General features: G+C 58.4%; 15 protein-coding genes and 1 pseudogene. 15 read left to right on the forward strand and 1 reads right to left on the reverse strand.

Annotation, left to right across the window (positions count from 1 at the left end; genetic code table 11):
* The first annotated feature begins 352 nt into the window (after nt 1-352).
* The 14 genes from NKJ55_RS22285 to NKJ55_RS22350 all read left to right on the forward strand — a co-directional run bounded on the left by NKJ55_RS22285 (nt 353) and on the right by NKJ55_RS22350 (nt 16118).
* On the forward strand, nt 353-1177 hold the full coding sequence (locus tag NKJ55_RS22285) for a class I SAM-dependent methyltransferase (RefSeq protein WP_352451740.1): 825 nt from the start codon (nt 353-355) through the stop codon (nt 1175-1177).
* 4 nt (nt 1178-1181) lie between these two features.
* Complete coding sequence (locus NKJ55_RS22290; RefSeq protein ID WP_352451741.1) at nt 1182-2156, forward strand: NAD-dependent epimerase/dehydratase family protein; 975 nt, start codon at nt 1182-1184, stop codon at nt 2154-2156.
* Nucleotides 2153-3328, forward strand: a complete 1176-nt coding sequence (locus NKJ55_RS22295; protein ID WP_352451742.1) for a glycosyltransferase — start codon at nt 2153-2155, stop codon at nt 3326-3328. The genes NKJ55_RS22290 and NKJ55_RS22295 overlap by 4 nt, the downstream gene beginning before the upstream one ends.
* A 29-nt stretch (nt 3329-3357) precedes the next feature.
* Nucleotides 3358-3825 (forward strand): hypothetical protein, encoded by a 468-nt coding sequence (locus NKJ55_RS22300; protein ID WP_352451743.1) that lies wholly within the window; start codon nt 3358-3360, stop codon nt 3823-3825.
* A gap of 327 nt (nt 3826-4152) precedes the next feature.
* Nucleotides 4153-4641: a hypothetical protein gene (locus tag NKJ55_RS22305; protein WP_352451744.1), complete on the forward strand. Its 489-nt coding sequence runs from the start codon at nt 4153-4155 to the stop codon at nt 4639-4641.
* A gap of 527 nt (nt 4642-5168) precedes the next feature.
* Complete coding sequence (locus NKJ55_RS22310; protein ID WP_352451745.1) at nt 5169-5978, forward strand: tyrosine-protein phosphatase; 810 nt, start codon at nt 5169-5171, stop codon at nt 5976-5978.
* Nucleotides 5978-6766, forward strand: a complete 789-nt coding sequence (locus NKJ55_RS22315; protein WP_352451746.1) for a polysaccharide biosynthesis/export family protein — start codon at nt 5978-5980, stop codon at nt 6764-6766. The genes NKJ55_RS22310 and NKJ55_RS22315 overlap by 1 nt, the downstream gene beginning before the upstream one ends.
* 55 nt (nt 6767-6821) lie before the next feature.
* Nucleotides 6822-9206, forward strand: coding sequence for a GumC family protein (locus NKJ55_RS22320; protein WP_352451747.1), 2385 nt, complete (start codon nt 6822-6824; stop codon nt 9204-9206).
* 28 nt (nt 9207-9234) lie between these two features.
* Nucleotides 9235-10353 (forward strand): tetratricopeptide repeat protein, encoded by a 1119-nt coding sequence (locus NKJ55_RS22325; RefSeq protein ID WP_352451748.1) that lies wholly within the window; start codon nt 9235-9237, stop codon nt 10351-10353.
* On the forward strand, nt 10350-11666 hold the full coding sequence (locus tag NKJ55_RS22330) for an O-antigen ligase family protein (protein WP_352451749.1): 1317 nt from the start codon (nt 10350-10352) through the stop codon (nt 11664-11666). The genes NKJ55_RS22325 and NKJ55_RS22330 overlap by 4 nt, the downstream gene beginning before the upstream one ends.
* 386 nt (nt 11667-12052) lie before the next feature.
* Complete coding sequence (gene cysD, locus NKJ55_RS22335) at nt 12053-12958, forward strand: sulfate adenylyltransferase subunit CysD (protein ID WP_352451750.1); 906 nt, start codon at nt 12053-12055, stop codon at nt 12956-12958.
* Nucleotides 12959-12960: 2 nt separating this feature from the next.
* Nucleotides 12961-14898, forward strand: coding sequence for a sulfate adenylyltransferase subunit CysN (cysN, locus tag NKJ55_RS22340; protein WP_352451751.1), 1938 nt, complete (start codon nt 12961-12963; stop codon nt 14896-14898).
* A 10-nt stretch (nt 14899-14908) separates the two neighbouring features.
* Complete coding sequence (gene cysQ, locus NKJ55_RS22345; protein ID WP_352451755.1) at nt 14909-15697, forward strand: 3'(2'),5'-bisphosphate nucleotidase CysQ; 789 nt, start codon at nt 14909-14911, stop codon at nt 15695-15697.
* Between the two features lie 235 nt (nt 15698-15932).
* Nucleotides 15933-16118 (forward strand): type II toxin-antitoxin system VapB family antitoxin, encoded by a 186-nt coding sequence (locus NKJ55_RS22350; protein WP_352451752.1) that lies wholly within the window; start codon nt 15933-15935, stop codon nt 16116-16118.
* A 52-nt stretch (nt 16119-16170) separates the two neighbouring features.
* Here the strand turns inward: NKJ55_RS22350 and NKJ55_RS22355 are convergent.
* Nucleotides 16171-16686: pseudogene (locus tag NKJ55_RS22355) on the reverse strand (IS66 family transposase); the annotation flags it as partial.
* 112 nt (nt 16687-16798) lie between these two features.
* Between NKJ55_RS22355 and NKJ55_RS22360 the strand changes: the two are divergent.
* Complete coding sequence (locus NKJ55_RS22360; RefSeq protein WP_352451753.1) at nt 16799-17179, forward strand: transposase; 381 nt, start codon at nt 16799-16801, stop codon at nt 17177-17179.
* The last annotated feature ends 189 nt before the right edge of the window (nt 17180-17368 follow it).

Consider the following 17368-nt stretch of genomic DNA (forward strand, 5'->3'; position numbering starts at 1 on the left):
TTATAAGCTGAACTTGACGAGTCGAGAAACGGTAGCGTAGCTGGGAGCTTCGGACAACGTCCTGACGGAAGCGTGATCGACGCGCAGCTGCAAGGTGATAGAGGCGGGGCCGTGCTTCTTGCGGAAGTCGGGTCATCCCTCTGGAAAAATGGACCGGCGAAGCATGAAAGCCTATGACCAAAGGCGCTGTCGGGCTCGTCAAGCTGCCTTGCGACGCCTGGTGTGGGCGAATCCGACAAATCTGACGGGGAGATCGAGATCGTCTTGACCAAGAATCCAGCCTACGCAATTGTTGCTGGAAATCCCGCCCAGGAGAGCCGGCAGACGGGTTTTCCTCATGCCTGAAACGGTCATGACCTGGGAAGACGCCGTTCGCTGGTGCATGAGCGAGCCGTCGATGAAAGAACTCGCACGCGCCGCTTATTTCGATGATCCGGTCGTCGCTGCGCGGCGTTATCACGAAAGTGCGGAGTTTCAGGCGATTCGCAGCATGATCCCGCGCAAGGCGGGCCGAGCTCTCGATCTCGGCGCTGGCAACGGCATCCTCTCTTATGCCCTGGCGCGCGAGGGCTGGTCGGTAACCGCCGTCGAGCCCGATCCCAGCGCGCTTGTCGGTGCCGCTGCAATCCGGACGCTTGCCGAAAAGACGGGCACGCACATCGATGTGCTCGAAGCGTTCGGCGAGGCTATCCCATTGAGCGCCGCGGGCTATGATCTGGTCGTTGCAAGGCAAGTGCTGCATCATGCGCATGACCTTCCAGCGTTCTGCCGCGAAGTTGCTCGTCTCTCCCGCGAAGGCGCGAGGTTCCTGTCCTTGCGCGACCATGTGATATCCGGGCCGAAACAGCTGGAACCGTTTCTGCGCACCCATCCGCTTCATCATCTCTACGGCGGAGAGAATGCTTTCACGCTCGCGGCTTACCGCGCCGCATTGCAGGGGGCAGGGCTGACGATCGACCGCGAAATGAATTCTTTCCAATCGGTTGTGAATTATGATCCGATGACAACATCCGAAATTCGCGAGAGGCTCGCCGGAGTCTTCGGCCCGCTGTCGGGGCTCGTCCGCCTGGCCTTGTCCCCTCTGCCCTTCGGTGCCGTTGCCGGAGTAGCAGCCCTGCTTGACCGCCGGCCCGGGCGCCTGGTGTCGTTCCTTTGCCATAAGCAAGGGAAGGGCTGATTTGGTGGTGCAGCTGAAAGAGGCAAAGCCTGTTTGGGTGACTGGAGCCGGCGGCTTCATTGGCCTGCACCTGTCACGATTTCTTGCCCAGGAAGGCCATCATGTCCTCGGCTTCGGCCGAAGCGAAGCGCCTGGGTTCGCGGCGGCCACTGCCGGCGTATTCTTTTCGGGCGGCGTGACTGCAGAAACGATGAATGCGGCCTCGGCCCGATACGGCCGTCCGGCGGCTGTATATCATCTGGCAGGCGGCTCTACGGTCGGCCAGTCGATTGCTGATCCGCTGAAGGATTTTGAACAAAGCGTCGTGTCCGCGGCTTGCGTCCTCGATTTCCTGCGTCGTCACGCATCCGATGCCCGCGTCGTTCTGGCATCCTCCGCTGCCGTTTATGGCGGCGGCCATTTCGGCCCGATCAGGGTCGATGCCGCACTCGATCCATACTCACCCTATGGCCATCACAAGCGCATGGTGGAGGAACTGGGCCGATCATTTAGTACCGCATACGGTCAGCGGATCTCGGTGGCCCGGCTTTTCTCCGTCTATGGCGAGGGACTGCGCAAGCAGCTGCTCTGGGACCTCTGCGGCAGGCTCGCGGCAGGCGAAACCGACATTGTGCTTGGTGGTACTGGCGCGGAAATGCGGGACTGGCACCATGTCTCGGATGTCGTGCGATTGATCCATCGCGTCTTGCCTGCCGATGCAGCGCGCTTCGCGGTCTATAATGTCGGCGCCGGCGCCGCTGCGTCCGTCAGGACAATTGCCGGTATGGTTTTGGAAGCCTGGGGAGGCAAGCATCGCCTCTCGTTTTCAGGAGAGTCCCGGCGAGGCGATCCTGTCAACCTGATCTCCGATCCATCCGGCGTCCCGGAAGGGTTTCGGTTGCAGGTGCTGCCCAGCAAGGGCATTGCGGGATATGTCGATTGGTACCGCGCCGAGATTCTCGGCGAGCGGGTCGGCGATTTGCGACGCTTCGCGCTTTGATCACCATCGGCTTCACGCTCATTGGCCGCGGAACCTGGTCCGGTGGCGAGTCCTATCTGCGCAACATGTTAGGCGTCATCGCCTCCGAGTTGGGCGGCAAGGTTCAGGCGAAGCTGTTTCTGACGCCCGAGCAGCATGCGGGCGTTGGCGCATCCTTTGATCACCTGTTGGCCGCGCCGGCTATTGTCGACAACCGGGTCACGGGCGCCGGGCTCGGCAAGCGAGGGCTGACCGCGCTCGCTGGTGGAAGTGACCGCGCTTTTGCCGATCTGGTCGCCAAGCACGCTGTCGATGTTGTGTTTGAAGTCGCTCAGTGGTTCGGCAACCGATTTCCGCTGCCGGTGATTTCCTGGATTCCGGACTTCCAGCACCGTCGCCTGCCGCACCTCTTTCCGCGCAGCGCCTGGTGGCGCAGAGATCTTGGTTTCCGCCTGCAGACGTCCGGCAATCGCACCATAATGCTCTCGAGCAAGGATGCGCTCGCCGACTGTGAAACATTCTATCCGGCCTCGCGCTGCAAGACCGCCGTCGTGCGCTTCGCCATCGATCTCGATCCAGGCGCCGTCATGGCGCGCACCGAAGCAGCACGCCTGGCGCACGAGCTGCCCGAGCGCTTCTTTTTCCTGCCCAACCAGTTTTGGATCCACAAGAATCACGGACTGGTCGTCGAGGCGTTGAGGCATATACACCGGCTTGGGGCGTTGGGCTCATTGCCGCCGATAATCCTCACGGGGCGCACGACCGACCCGCGCGACCCGACATTGTTCAAGCGTCTGATAGGCCTTGCGCAAACGTATCGGGTTGAGAGCCATTTTCGACACCTCGGATTGATTCCCTATGACGATGTCGTTGCCCTGATAGGTGCAACGGACTGTCTGATAAACCCGTCCCATTTCGAGGGGTGGTCGACCACCGTTGAAGAGGCGAAATCGCTGGGCGCGCCCATGTTGCTGTCCGACATCCGGCTGCATCGCGAGCAGGCTCCGGACGCGCTCTTCTTCCCACCTGACGACGCGGAAGCCCTGGCGCTGCGTCTGCTCGAAATCGGGCAGCGCCCACGCTTTGTCCGCGACAGCATCGCCGTGTTGCAAGGCCGGCAACAGGTCCGCCGACGGGACTATGCGGCAGCACTCCTTGCCTTGTTTGAGAAGACCAACACTGCCGCGCATTGATTATTGAATGGGGAGTAGGGCTTTTGTCGATGGGGAAGGTAACAGTACTTGCGTTCATAGCGCTGGCGTTTGTGGGCGGCTTTCTTTTCATCATCGTCAACAAGGGAACGAGTAGGTACGCGCCGGCGCCGAAGCCGGTGGCAGTTCTCACACCCTTCGATGGCAAGCTTACTGTCCAATCGATTGACGATCTGCGCGTCGCCGGCCGCAAGATCGTGCTGTGCGGCGTCGCATTTACCAGGCCCCAATCCATGCGCGCCATGGTCACCGAAGCCGCGCGCCGGGACTATCAAGGGCTCGCCTTGACGTGCAAGCCCGTCGGCACGGGGACCCCGTGCGACGGCAACGTCGCGCCAAAATTCGGTGACGCCGTCGTTGTGCAATGCCTCACCTCTGGCGGCACGGATCTGGCTGCAAAGCTCGTCGAGGCCGGCATCCTGTGCGGGCAGCCCGCGCAGGCGGGCTCGACCTACAAGTCTTGCGTGCCAGGCTCGTAGCTCCTGCCTCGAACGCAAAAAGGCCGGCTGGATAATATCAGGCCATGGTCGACTGCAAGACCCTGCGCAAAGCGTTGGAACGATGGCGATGTCAGCGGGCCACAATGAACGGCAGATCTGCCCCTGGCAACGCGCTTTATTGCGGCCGGCTATAAAGATGATACATTTCGACACCCTAATGGTGTGTTCAATCAACCACACCGAAACCAAAAATTATCTCGCATCTGCGAAACGGGTTGGAATTGGCGCAAAAAGCTGTTACGCGCCTTTCAGTACCTTAATGGTGGGGTGGGCCTCAGGTAACGTGGGACGGAAGGATTGATGCGGATGAACCTAGTTGTGAAAAGTGCGTTGGCCGGATTTGTTGTGTTGGCCGGCTTCGCCCCGGTATCGTCTTTCGCGCAGGATGGGTCGTGCACCTGTGCAACTGCCTATACGGGCGTAAATCCGATCGGATCGATCGGGAACCTCAATGGCGATGTGATGATCTCGCAGGTGGCTGGCTATGGCCCGGCACAAGCGGGGGGCGCGCTGGATTTCGGCAGCCGCGTCGTAGTTGGCGGCAAGGGGTCGGCTTCCGTTAATGTTGGCAGCTGCAATTTGAGCGTGCCGGCCAATTCCACCCTTGATATCTCCCGCGTCGAGAACAAGATTTGCCTCAATGTTCTCGGTTCTGAGCATACCGCCCAGACGGGCAATTCGACGGGTGCTTCCAATAACAATACGCCGCTCTTCATCTTTGGCGGCCTGGCTCTTGGGGCCGGTATTCTGGCCGCGACGGCGGACAAAGATCACGGCCACGCCGTTAGCGACTAAGTTGATCGTAAATAGGGCAATGGCAGCAGAGGCGCATGGCGCTTCTGCTGCGTGTCTATTGTTGGCGACAGAACGGCCTTGGCGGTATGCTGGTGTCGTACCGGGTATCAGTCGGATCGCTTAAGCCAAGGTGACATGCGGATGTCTGAGGCTAGCGAACACGCCGGGATGAAGGGCGAAGTGCCGGTCTATCCAGGCATTATGACCGAATCGCAATCATTCGCTTCGCTGCTGCGTGTTGGTGCAAGTCTCGGATACGACGTCCGGCAAGCGCGACGATCAAAGTCAATCCTGTGGAGGGCGGCATGTGTGTAGCGCTCGATACATCAGGCGCAGCTATTGCCGCCAATGCGGCGCTGATCATCGGCCTGCATGATGACGACAACTCTGTCCGCCAATAGCCGGGACCTGGCATCCATCGTATCGCATGAACTTGACAAATGCGTCATTCGCTGTCCTGCGGGTGACGTATTTATATTTTTTGGGGATGACCTCCCTACGTTGCTTCGTTGCAGTCACAAACGCCCATGATCGATTTGCATTCCCATATCTTGCCCGGCCTCGACGATGGCTCGCCCAGTCTCGCTGAATCGCTTGAAATGGCCCGGCTGGCGGTGGCCGACGGAACGACCCACATGGCGTGCACGCCGCACGTGACGCCCGGCGTATACGAAAACGGAACATCGAACATCGTCCGGGCGGTTCAAGAGCTGCACCAGGCGCTGCGCCGCGCCGCCATACCACTTGCTCTCTACGTCGGCGCCGATGTTCACATAGCGCCCGATCTTCCGGACCAATTGGCGGCCGGCAGTGTGCCGACTTTAAACAGGTCCCGCTATTTTCTGTTCGAACCGCCGCATCATGTTCTACCTCCACGAATGGAGGATCTTGTTCTACGCCTCATAAACGCGGGTTTCATCCCGATTCTTACTCATCCTGAGCGTTTGACCTGGATCAAAACGAATTACGACGTTATCGAGAGGCTGAATGCAGTGGGCTGCCTGATCCAGCTTACTGCCGACTCGATTGTTGGTGCTTTTGGGCGCACGGCGCTTTATTATTCGGAAAGGCTGATTGACGAGGGCAGGGTGGATATTATTGCATCGGACACTCATAGCGCTACGCGCCGGCGTCCTGGGCTTTCGCAGGCGGTCGCTGCGGCTGCCAAGCGATGTGGCGAAGACGAGGCCCGCAACATGGTGTTGAAACGTCCAGGCGAAATATTGGCGAACCGGCCTCTTGAGCCGGTCGGAAAAGCACGCCCGCAAAAACCAAACGCCGGCAACGCCGGCCGTTTTGGAGGGTTTGGCCGCTTGTTCAAAGGCGGAGTAGCGTGATGGACATTTTTCGGTTCGCAAAAATCCACAGGAGCAGGCTATTCGTCTTGCTCGCTTCACTCGCAATGTCGGCATGCACGAGCACCTCGTCGACGACACCTTCTTCATCGAGTTCGGTCGATGCGCTGCAATTGACGTCATCGTCGACGCCGCTTTCGGGCGGCGGCGCTCTGCAAGTGGTAAAAGACCTGCCCGCGCCGGCAAACACCCAGAACGGTAGCGAGCAGCCATTGTCTCCGAACGATGTGCTCGAGGTGAATGTGTTCCAGGTCGACAATTTGAACAGAACAGTTCAAGTCGATGCCAGCGGGCAGATTTCGCTTCCGCTTATCGGAACGATTACCGCAGCGGGAAAAACCGTGCGTCAGTTGGAGCAGGAAGTCGAAACCGCCTACGGCGCCAAATACCTGCAGTCGCCTGACGTGACGATTTTCGTCAAGGAATCGATTGGACAGCGCATAACCGTCGATGGCGAAGTCAACAAGGCTGGCATTTATCCGGTGTCCAGCAATTCTTCTCTTATTGATGCGATCGCCCTTGCAGGAGGGTTCAATAACATTGGGGATGCAAAAAAAGTCTTTGTCTATCGCAATATCGGTCCAAACACATTGGTAGCTAATTACAATGTGGAGCAGATTCGTGGTGGCAAGAGCCGGAATCCACGCATCTACGGTGGCGACAAAATTGTGGTCTTCGCATCGAAATCGAAAATTGCGATGGCCAACCTCAAGGACGCCCTCGGTGTCGCCTCAAGTGCAGCTCGAATTGCGGTGATCCCGGGACTATAGATAGCGGCAGGTCGGAATTGTCGGAATACAGAGAAACCTAGGATTACCTCGCACCATGCTCGATCGTAACAGACAGCATCAAATTGCAGGCCCAGGACACGGCCAGGCTTTGTCCGCCGACCTGTATTATGACGGTGCGCAAAATTATAGCCCGTATGGCCGCGACCATTCCGAGCAGGACGAGGGCTTCAATCCGCTAAAGCTGCTCTTTTACGTTGTTCAGTACCGGTGGCTGATCGTCATGGTGGCGGCAGCCGGGCTTGTCGCCGGCGTCATCGTTACCATGATGCAGACGCCAAAATATCAGGCGACCACGCAATTGGAGGTGCTTGTTCCATCGGCCAAGGTCTTCCAGGACATCGAGGTGGTTTCTGAAAATGCCGACGTCCGGGCCTTCCTCACCGCCCGTGAAAAGCTCAAAAGCCGCGCATTGGCTCAGCGCGTTGTGTTCCAATTGGGTCTTAGTGAAAAACCGGATTTCCTGTTTCCCACGCCGGCCTTTTCCCTCGGCAACATCTTTTATCGTGCGTTCGGAATTTCAAAATCGCCTTCCATTGAAGAGAAAACTCCAGAGCAACGCGAAGCAATTGCGATCGGGCGTATTCTAAGTGATCTCACCGTCAACCTCGTTCCCAACACGAGCCTGCTATCGATCACGTTTGTCGATCAGAAGCCGAAATATGCGAGCGACGTGGCCAATCAGGTCGCCCAAAGCTTTATTGACCAACGTCTCGACCAGACCAGCGAAACATCCGACCTGGCACGGCAGTTCATCCAGGAACAGGTTCTGCAGGTGAAGCAAAAGCTCCAGGAATCCGAAGAGGAACTGGTCGCTTATGCCAAGGATGCAGGCATCACGATAACCGGCGACGACAAATCGCTGATAGGGTCAAATATCGAAGCCCTGAACACTGCCCTTGCAACAGCGATTCAAGATCGACTCGATGCCGGACGAGTGGTGGACCAGATAGACAAAGGCCGCGGATCAAGCCTCAGCCCCGTCCTGGAAAGCAAAGGTCTGCAAGCGCTCAGCGATAAACTGGCGGATCTAACCAGTCAATACCAGCAGAAATTGGGGATTCTGAAGCCTGGTTTTCCCGAAATGCAGCAGCTTCAGTCCCAGATCAAGGAGCTGCAACGTCTCTATAACAACGGCGTGCTTGCTATAACGGATTCACTGCGGCTGAAATATCAGGAGGCGCAGAACAAGGAGGCCGATCTCAAGGCCAAACTTGCTGAGATGGAAAAGCAGCAGGTCGTCTTCAACGACAAGAACATCAAATATACTATCCTCAAGCGGGAAGTGGATTCGAACCGGTCGCAATACGACAGCCTTATCGCCAAGCTGAACGAGGTTGGTGTCAGCTCCGAACTCAAGACGCAAAGCGCCGCAATCGTAGATTTTGCCACGCAGCCGAGAAGCCCATATTCGCCGCGCCTTAGCATCAATCTCGCGATCGCTCTGGCTCTTTTCCTGGCTCTGAGCGCCTCGGTCATTTATGTTATCGAACTGTTGAACAACACCTTCACCAACCCTGAACAGGTCGAAAAAGAATTGGGACTGGCGATGCTCGGCATCTTGCCGCTCGTCGAGGACCGGGAACTCATGGCCAGTATCGCCGATCAGAAGTCCGGCCTGTCGGAGGCCTACCGCTCGCTTCGAACGTCATTGCAATTCTCCGGTGCGGAAGGCGCGCCACGATCGCTGGTTGTCACCAGTTCGGAGCCCTCGGAAGGCAAGTCGACGACATCGTTCAAGCTCGGGCAGGACTTTGCGGCACTCGGTGCGAGAGTTCTCATTGTCGACGGCGATCTTCGGAAGCCGAACCTTCATCGGCTGTTTGGTCTCGACAACACGATCGGGCTCAGCAATCTGCTGACAAACACCGTTCGCAAGGAGGATCTCGCTAGCATTTTCAGGGCGACGAAATACCCCAACGTGACCGTTCTAACCTCTGGGACGATCCCACCGAATCCCGCGGATCTGCTCTCGTCGCCGAAGATGGCTCTGATTGTCACCAATCTCGGCAAGCGCTTCGATGTTGTCATCATCGACGCTCCGCCGATCGTCGGTCTTTCGGATGCTCCTATTCTCAGCCGGCTCGCTGAGGGCACATTGATGGTCATCTCTACAAATCAGGTGACGCGTAAGTCGGCCAAGACCGCGTTGAAGCGCCTGCGAGCGGCTGGCGCGAACGTAGTCGGAGCCGCCATGTCAAAGTTTGCGGTGAACAAGTTCGATTACAACTACGCCTACAAATATATGAATTATCAGTATTACAACTACGGCACGGACACGAGTACTCCGAAGATTGAGGGCAAAGTCGATGATGGAGCAAGCCAGCCCGCTTATGCAAAGTCTCCGACATTCAGTCGTCTGGTTCGTCGCGTCCGTTCTAGTGTTGGTGGCTTCCTCGATCGGGCTAAGTCGATTTCTTGAAACAGAAACACCGGCTGCTTCTCTTGCATTGGATCCGTTCAATGGCGACGCATTGATAGCTGAAATCACCGGCGACCTGAACGACACGAACAATGCTCCTGATCTTGATGCATTGCTTGCCAGGGCCAGGGGCGCGCTCGCCTTCGATCTGGCGGATGCGCGTCTCTATAGCCTGATCGGCGAGATCAAATACCGGCAGGGCGAAAAGGACGAAGCCTACCAGCTCTTCGATCAAGCCCGAAAATTGTCCAAAACAGAGATCCATGCGCTGCAGAGATCCATAGGCCGCAAGATCGAAACAGGTGATTTGCCGAAGGCGGTTGGCGAGATCGACGTATTGCTGCGGCGATGGCCAGACCAATTTCCGGCAGTCGCCGACGGCCTGCCGACAATTCTCTCGAATCCTGATGGGTACCAAGCCGTGCTGACGGCCATCAGGGCGCAGGCGCCCTGGAGAGTCAGTCTGATCTACGCTCTTAGCAAAACTCCCGAGGGGATCGATTTCGCAAATCGTCTGCTGCTCGATTTGACCGGATCAAGCGCACCACCGAATTCGGGCGAACTGACTGCCGTGATCAGCGGCTATTTGCGTCAGAAGGAATATGGACCGGCCTATCGGCTGTTTCTTTTCAGCCTGTCCAATGAAGAGCGGAAGCTGGGCGGATATATTTTCAACGGCATGTTCGAGCCGGGCTCGGGCGGCAAACCTTTCGATTGGCAGGTCCGCGATAAATCGGGCTTGGAAATTGCGTTTGCAACATCCCAGGATGCGGTAGAGGGCGAGGGTGGGGCGACGATCCGGTTCTTGAACACCCCGGTCAAGAACACAGCTCTTCAGCAGTTCATTTCGCTGCCTGCAGGCTCCTACAAGATTTCCTTGGTTGCCTCTGCACGAAACCTGAAGCTTCCAAAGGAATTGTTCTGGTCGATCAGATGCGCGGGGCCAGCCGGCGAAATTGCACGGTTCAACGTTCCCGAGGGCACATATAACCGACAAAATCTGAGCCAGGATTTCTCGGTTGGACCGGCTGACTGCCCCATGCAACTGTTGACGCTGCAGACCGCCGCCATTGCCGAGAGCTGGCGATTTCGATATGTCGGCACCTTGGTGATGCACAAATTGAGCATTGAGAGACTTCCATCTTGAACGACCGACCGTCGGAATGGGATAAATATCTTCTCGGCTCGGTCCTGTTTGTATCGCTGCTGATCGGTGGTGGTACTGCGAGCGGCCTTTACACGGACACTCTGATCGAGGTCGCGGCAATTGTCTCGGCGGCGATCGTCTTCACCCAAACCTTTGGCCAAAGAAGCCCCCGTTCGGCTCTGTGGCTGCTGATCTTTGCCGTGGCGTTGGCGGTTTTGCAAATCGTCCCACTGCCGGCGGCCATGTTCAACGGGTTGCGGCCGGAACTGCTGCTCGGAGATCCCTGGGTTGGAGAAAGCCGATTTCGCTTCATCAGTGTTGGGGTCGGCCGCACGGTCGAATGTTTGCTTTATCTTTTGGCCGCAGCCGCATTTTTTTTGGCCGTATTGCGTCTGCGTGCCGAGCAGGTCAGCGCGCTTCTTCCGTTTTTCTTCATGGGTGTTATCTGCAATGGTTTGGCGGGAGCGATTCAATATTCGCTCTCTGACGATATCGCTATTGTGGGGTTGTTTCCTTTTACGATCAATGCCGGGCTTTTTGCCAATGTGAATCATTTTTCGGCTTTGCTTTTTGTGTCTATTCCCTTCGTCGTCTATTACGGTCTGTTCCGCGGACATCTCTTGTCCGGATTCTTCGGCCTGATCGCGCTTTTGCTGCTTCTTTTGGCCGCCGGTTCCCGCGCCGGTGTTCTGATTGGGTTGGCGATCACCGTATTATCCGTGATCTTTCTCTCAGCCCGTTCGAGGGTGAGTGGATTCAGCGTTCTCCTGATTTTTATCGGGCTTTCGGTCTACACGATGAGCGCCTGGACCAAGCTGGATGCACAGGCGCTCGATCCGGCTTTCGGGCGAGGAGAATTCGCCCGAACCACAATCGAGGGGATCAAGGACAATTGGGCGACAGGTGTCGGATTTGGGAATTTTCAAAACGCCTATCAAATTTATGAAAGGGAGGGCATGATTTTCAAGCAATACGTGAATCATGCCCACAATGAATACCTTGAAATAGCCTTCGAAGGTGGCGTTCCGGCTATCCTGCTGATGGTAGGTTATTTCGTGTTGCTTTTCGCGGCATTGGTTAGAATTCGCCGAGATCCGCTCCAGAAAGCAGCGTTCCTCTCCGTTTCTTTTCTTCTTATTCATTCGCTGGTCGATTATCCGCTGCGAACCGCGGCATTGGCGATAACCTTTGCCTATATGAACGCCATCATCTTCCATAAAGGGTTTGCGGAACGCTTGACCCGCAAGACTGAGATGATCGAGATCGATCACAACGGCGACAAGCTACTTGTCCCCATCGGAACTTCGTCCTAGCCACCTCGTCGCCACGACTGGCACCGCCAGAATGAGGCGGGACGACTCTCAGTTGCCGCTTGGACGCATGGCGGGTGTTCTCTGAATGCACTCTGACCGCCAGCTCGGGCTCTCCCTTCCCAAGCCCAGGGCATATTTTCCCGCCCCTTCCGCGCGCCCCGGCTCGCTGAGCAGGAATTTCCCGATTTTGCCGGCTGTATGGAAAATTCATTCCCGAACCATTCGGCCGCAGGCTTGTCTTGCATTGTTCTGGGCAGGAACGATCTGCTAGAACGCCCCACGAGAATAGATAGTCCAGAAGTGCAGCTTGAACCGGGCGGCTGAGGAGTGCGCCCGTTGATGATACAGGCCCTTCTGTGGATGGCACGAAAGAACGATTACAGTCCATGAACATCGCGCTTACACACCTCCAGCGGCTTGAGGCTGAATCCATCCATATTTTTCGCGAGGTGGCCGCGGCTTTCGCCAAGCCGGTGATGCTCTATTCGGTCGGCAAGGATTCGTCCGTGCTCATGCACCTGGCGATGAAAGCATTCTATCCGGCCAAGCCGCCCTTTCCCTTTCTCCATGTCGACACGACCTGGAAATTCCGCGAGATGATCGCCTTTCGCGACCAGATGCAGCAAAAGCTCGGTTTCGACCTCCTGGTCCATGTCAATGAAGACGGCGTGCGTGACAATATCAATCCGTTCGAGCATGGCTCCAACACCCATACGCATGTGATGAAGACGGTGGCGCTGCGGCAGGCGCTCGACAAATACGGGTTTGACGCAGCCTTCGGCGGCGCCCGTCGCGACGAGGAGAAGTCGCGCGCCAAGGAGCGCATCTTCTCGTTCCGCAACGCCCAGCATGTCTGGGATCCGAAGAACCAGCGGCCGGAGATGTGGAAGATTTTCAACACCCGCATCGCTGCCGGTGAATCGATCAGGGTGTTCCCGTTGTCGAACTGGACCGAGCTCGACATCTGGCAGTACATTCTCCAGGAAGACATCCCGATCGTGCCGCTGTATCTGGCCAAGGAGCGGCCGGTCGTCGAGCGCGATGGCATGCTTATCCTGAGGGATGATGAGCGCATGCAGCTGCGGCCCGGCGAAACAGTGGAGAACCGGATGGTGCGGTTCCGCACGCTCGGCTGCTATCCGCTGACCGGCGCGATCGACTCGGAAGCCGACACTCTGGAGGCGATAGTCGGCGAAATGCTCACGGCGCGCACTTCCGAGCGGCAAGGTCGCCTGATCGACCGTGATGAAGCCGGCTCGATGGAAAAGAAGAAGCGCGAGGGGTATTTCTGAGTATGCGCCACATCATGGCCAAGAGCCTCGCCCCGACCGACGGCGTCCGCGACTATCTGGCGGCGCAGGAACGAAAGTCGCTGTTGCGCTTCCTGACCTGCGGCTCGGTCGACGACGGCAAGTCGACGCTGATCGGGCGCCTGCTTTCCGACACCAAGCAGATTTTCGAGGACCAGCTGGCCACGCTCGAGCGCGATTCGCGCAAGCACGGCACCACCGGCGACGACGTCGACTTCGCGCTGCTGGTCGACGGCCTCGAGGCCGAGCGCGAGCAAGGCATCACCATCGACGTAGCCTATCGCTTCTTCGCCACGCCAAAGCGCAAGTTCATCGTCGCTGACACGCCCGGCCACGAACAATACACGCGTAACATGGCGACAGGTGCATCGACCGCCGATCTCGCCATCGTGCTGATCGATGCCCGCCAGGGCGTGCTGCGCCAGACAAGGCGTCATTCGATCATTGCCTCGCTACTGGGCATCCGCCACATCGTGCTCGCCGTCAACAAGATCGATCTTGTCGGTTTCGACGAGGCGGTTTTTACACGGATCGTCGCGGATTACGGGCAGTTCTCACGCGAGCTCGGCTTCCAGACGATCATGCCCATTCCGATGTCGGCCCGCTACGGCGACAACGTTACTGGCCGTTCCGATAGGACAGACTGGTTTTCCGGCCCGACGCTGATCGAACATCTCGAAACCGTCTCGGTCGACGAGGCCGCGGTCGAATTGCCGTTCCGGTTTCCGGTCCAATATGTGAACCGTCCCAACCTCGATTTTCGCGGTTTCGCCGGCACCATCGCCTCCGGCTCGGTTGCGCCGGGCGACGAGGTAGTCGTCGCCAAATCCGGCAAATCCTCGCACGTCAGGCGCATCGTTTCGCATGGCGGCGATCTTCAGCAGGCTATTGCCGGCCAGGCCATCACTCTTGTCCTCGACAACGAGGTGGAAGTCTCGCGCGGCAATATGCTGGTATCGCCGGCGGCGCGGCCGCAGGTCGCCGACCAGTTCGCCGCCAACATCGTCTGGTTCGACGAACATGCGCTGCTGCCTGGCCGCTCCTACATCCTGCGCACCGAGACCGACCAGACCAGCGCCACCGTCACCGACCTGAAATACCGCGTCAACGTCAACGACTTTGCCCATGAGGCGGCCAAGTCGCTTGAAATGAACGAAGTCGGCATCTGCAATATCTCGACGCGGTCGCCAGTCGCCTTCGATCCGTTTGCCGAAAACCGCACCACCGGCGCCTTCATCCTGATCGACCGCATCACCAACGCCACGGTCGGCGCCGGCATGATCCTGCATTCGCTGCGCCGCGCCGAAAACATCCACTGGCAGTCGCTCGATGTCGGCAAGCGCGCTCGCGCCGATATGAAGAACCAGCGGCCGGCCGTGTTCTGGTTCACCGGGCTTTCGGGCTCGGGCAAGTCGACCATCGCCAATCTGTTCGAAAAGAAGCTGTTCGCCACCGGGCGCCATACGTATATTCTGGATGGCGACAACGTGCGTCACGGCCTCAACCGCGATCTCGGCTTCACCGACGCCGATCGTGTCGAAAACATTCGCCGCGTCGCCGAAGTCGCGCGCCTGATGGCCGACGCCGGGCTGATCGTCATCGTGTCGTTCATTTCGCCGTTCAGCGCGGAGCGGCGCATGGCGCGCGAATTGATGGCCGACGGCGAATTCATCGAGGTGTTTGTCGACACACCCTTCGAGGAATGCGCCAGGCGCGATCCGAAGGGCCTTTATGCGCGGGCGTTGAATGGCGAGATCAAGAATTTCACCGGCGTCGATTCACCGTATGAGGTGCCGGAAAAACCCGAAATTCATCTCAAGACACTCGGCAAATCCGCCGAGGAGATGGTGGACGCCCTGGAACACTGGCTGAACGAGCGGGACATTGCCGAAGACCAATATGATAGCGGCGGCGGTATCTGACGACGAAGCGATGCTCGCCGTCTTCGAGCACCTTGCCTTGGCGGCAGGGCGCGAGGTGATGCGTGTCTTTCGTGTCGGCTGTGCGGTCGACAGCAAGTCGGACAGTTCGCCAGTGACGGAGGCGGATCGCGAGAGCGAAAAGATCATCCTTGCTGGGCTGCGCGCCGCATTTCCAGAGATTCCATGCGTGGCAGAGGAGGAAGCCTCTGCCGGCATCATGGTGCCGGATCTCGGCGACGCCTTTTTCCTGATCGATCCGCTCGACGGCACCAAGGAGTTCGTCAACCGGCGGACCGATTTCACTGTCAACATCGCGCTGGTCCGCCATGGCGTGCCTGAGATCGGCGTCGTCTTCGCGCCTTGCACCGGCCGCTTCTTTTCCGGCCGGCCGGGCAAAGCGGAAACGATCGAGATCAATGACGACTACGAGATCGTCGATCGCCGGTCGATTTCGGCAAGGGCCGGTATGGTGCCGCTGACCGTCGTTGCCAGCCGCTCCCACAACACGCCGGAAACCGACGCTTATATCCGCGCGCTTGGCGCTGCCGAGATCGTCTCGGTCGGCTCGTCGCTGAAATTCTGCCTTGTCGCCGGCGCCGAGGCGGACGTCTATCCGCGCTTCGGCCGCACCATGGAGTGGGATACGGCCGCGGGTGACGCGGTGCTACGCGCCGCCGGCGGCATGACGCGCACGCTGGATGGTGAGCCGCTCGCCTACGGCAAGCGCAACCAGAGTGACGACGAGGATTTCGCCAACCCGCATTTTATCGCAAGCGGCAAGGCTGCTGGATTTGGCTAGACGGTGATTGCGCAGTTCCAGACCCGTACGAAAGTGCGGGTGTTGCAAGTGACCTATGCAAGCGACCTCAGATACTGCCTGGAGATCTGTAAACACAGCGGTAGGATCCCCATCCAGCCGACAGTTGGGTCGGCGTGGCCGATTCGCTTCGTATCCGGTCGATGCTGCTGGGCCTTCACACGGTGTATCCAAATTGCTGTATACCGATACTCTTGAACGGCTATACGAGCGAGTGATGGCGTTCCACATCAAAAATCCCGAGACCGACGCACTGGCCCGCCGGGTCGCCGCACTTAAGAGGACTGGTCTGACAGAGGCCGTCCATGCCGCACTCAAGCATGAGCTTGAGCGCGAACAGGCAAGACCGTCCCTCGTAGAGATCGGCGTCAGGTTCGTAAGCGCTATTTTCGCTGCACGTTGACGCGGGGGCTTTCGACGGATGGCCTTCGAATCGGGAACGGTATCTGGTCTGATCAGGCTGCTGTTACTTTGGCGAAGTTGAAGGGCAGCAGATCCTCGATGGCTGCGTTCTCGGGGCGCTGAGGTAGTTCAGTGAGGACGTGGCGCAGCCACGCTAACGGCTCGACGCCACAGGCGCGGCAGGTCAACATCAGGCTGTAGATGACGGCGCTGGCCCTGGCTCCGTCGACGGTATCGCTGAACAGCCAACTTTTCCGGCCAGTGGCAAAGATTCTGATGTCACGCTCGAGAAGATTGTTGTCGATCGGCATGCTGCCGTCCTCGGTGTAACGAGTCAGATATCCCCATTGGTTCAGGGTGTAGGAGACGGCGTCGCCGAGCTTGCTGTCCGGCAAGACTTTTGGGGCGATGTCGTCGAGCCATGCCTTGAGAGCCTGGAGGATCGGGACACTATGTTGCTGGCGGAAGCGGCGAATGCAGTCATCTCGCGTTTCACCGTCATCGGGGATTTCGTTCCGCGCCTGCCTTTCAACCCGATAGAGCTGTTCAAAGAACCGGAGCGCCTGTTCCGTAAGCGCCAAGCTGACCCCATCTGGCGCGGCTTGAGGTGATGAGCGAGACATACTGACACTGAAGCAAGGAGCCGAGGAGCTTGCAGTGTCAATTTCTATGTCTGCGCCTATGCCTGATGATAGAAGTTTCCATGTTCTTGAAGCGGTTGCCAACCGACTGGAGGCAAGCCCGCAGCGTCCGCGGCGGCGCTGGTCGGCGGAAGCGAAGTCGCGGCTGATCGAGGCGACACTGAAGCCGGGCGCGAATGTATCGGCCATTGCCAGACAAGCGGGGATGGCGCCGGCCCAGCTGTTCGGCTGGCGGAGCAAGGCGATCAAGAGCGGTGCGGTCACGCCACACAGGGATGCGGAGCGGCTCGGCTTTGTCGAGGTCACGCCGACAGCGTCTGCGTCGGTGGAGATCGAGCTGGGTGGCGTGGTCATTCGCGCCGGTGCCGATATCAATGAGGAGCAGCTGGTGCGGATTCTCCGGGCGGTTCGCCAGGCATGATCCCGGCTGGCGTGAAGGTGTTGGTCGCCAGTCATCCCGTCGATTTTAGAAAAGGTCCCGACGGCCTTTTGGCACTGGTGCGCGATGCCGGCTCGGATCCATTCTTATGCGTCGGGCGAGATTATGTGGCGGAGCCTTCCTGGTGCCAGCCTAGGCCCGCCGGTCCGGATTTTTCCGCCACATAATATT

Source organism: Mesorhizobium sp. M0106 (assembly GCF_040322715.1).
Taxonomy (GTDB): domain Bacteria; phylum Pseudomonadota; class Alphaproteobacteria; order Rhizobiales; family Rhizobiaceae; genus Mesorhizobium.

What these genes read in the sequence shown, in the direction of transcription:
- NKJ55_RS22320 (WP_352451747.1), top strand. Translation starts at nt 6,822, where the DNA reads ATGCTCGATCGTAACAGACAGCATCAAATTGCAGGCCCAGGACACGGC.
- cysD (WP_352451750.1), top strand. Translation starts at nt 12,053, where the DNA reads ATGAACATCGCGCTTACACACCTCCAGCGGCTTGAGGCTGAATCCATC.
- NKJ55_RS22285 (WP_352451740.1), top strand. Translation starts at nt 353, where the DNA reads ATGACCTGGGAAGACGCCGTTCGCTGGTGCATGAGCGAGCCGTCGATG.
- NKJ55_RS22360 (WP_352451753.1), top strand. Translation starts at nt 16,799, where the DNA reads ATGCCTGATGATAGAAGTTTCCATGTTCTTGAAGCGGTTGCCAACCGA.
- NKJ55_RS22350 (WP_352451752.1), top strand. Translation starts at nt 15,933, where the DNA reads ATGGCGTTCCACATCAAAAATCCCGAGACCGACGCACTGGCCCGCCGG.
- NKJ55_RS22310 (WP_352451745.1), top strand. Translation starts at nt 5,169, where the DNA reads ATGATCGATTTGCATTCCCATATCTTGCCCGGCCTCGACGATGGCTCG.
- cysQ (WP_352451755.1), top strand. Translation starts at nt 14,909, where the DNA reads ATGCTCGCCGTCTTCGAGCACCTTGCCTTGGCGGCAGGGCGCGAGGTG.
- cysN (WP_352451751.1), top strand. Translation starts at nt 12,961, where the DNA reads ATGCGCCACATCATGGCCAAGAGCCTCGCCCCGACCGACGGCGTCCGC.
- NKJ55_RS22315 (WP_352451746.1), top strand. Translation starts at nt 5,978, where the DNA reads ATGGACATTTTTCGGTTCGCAAAAATCCACAGGAGCAGGCTATTCGTC.
- NKJ55_RS22305 (WP_352451744.1), top strand. Translation starts at nt 4,153, where the DNA reads ATGAACCTAGTTGTGAAAAGTGCGTTGGCCGGATTTGTTGTGTTGGCC.
- NKJ55_RS22300 (WP_352451743.1), top strand. Translation starts at nt 3,358, where the DNA reads ATGGGGAAGGTAACAGTACTTGCGTTCATAGCGCTGGCGTTTGTGGGC.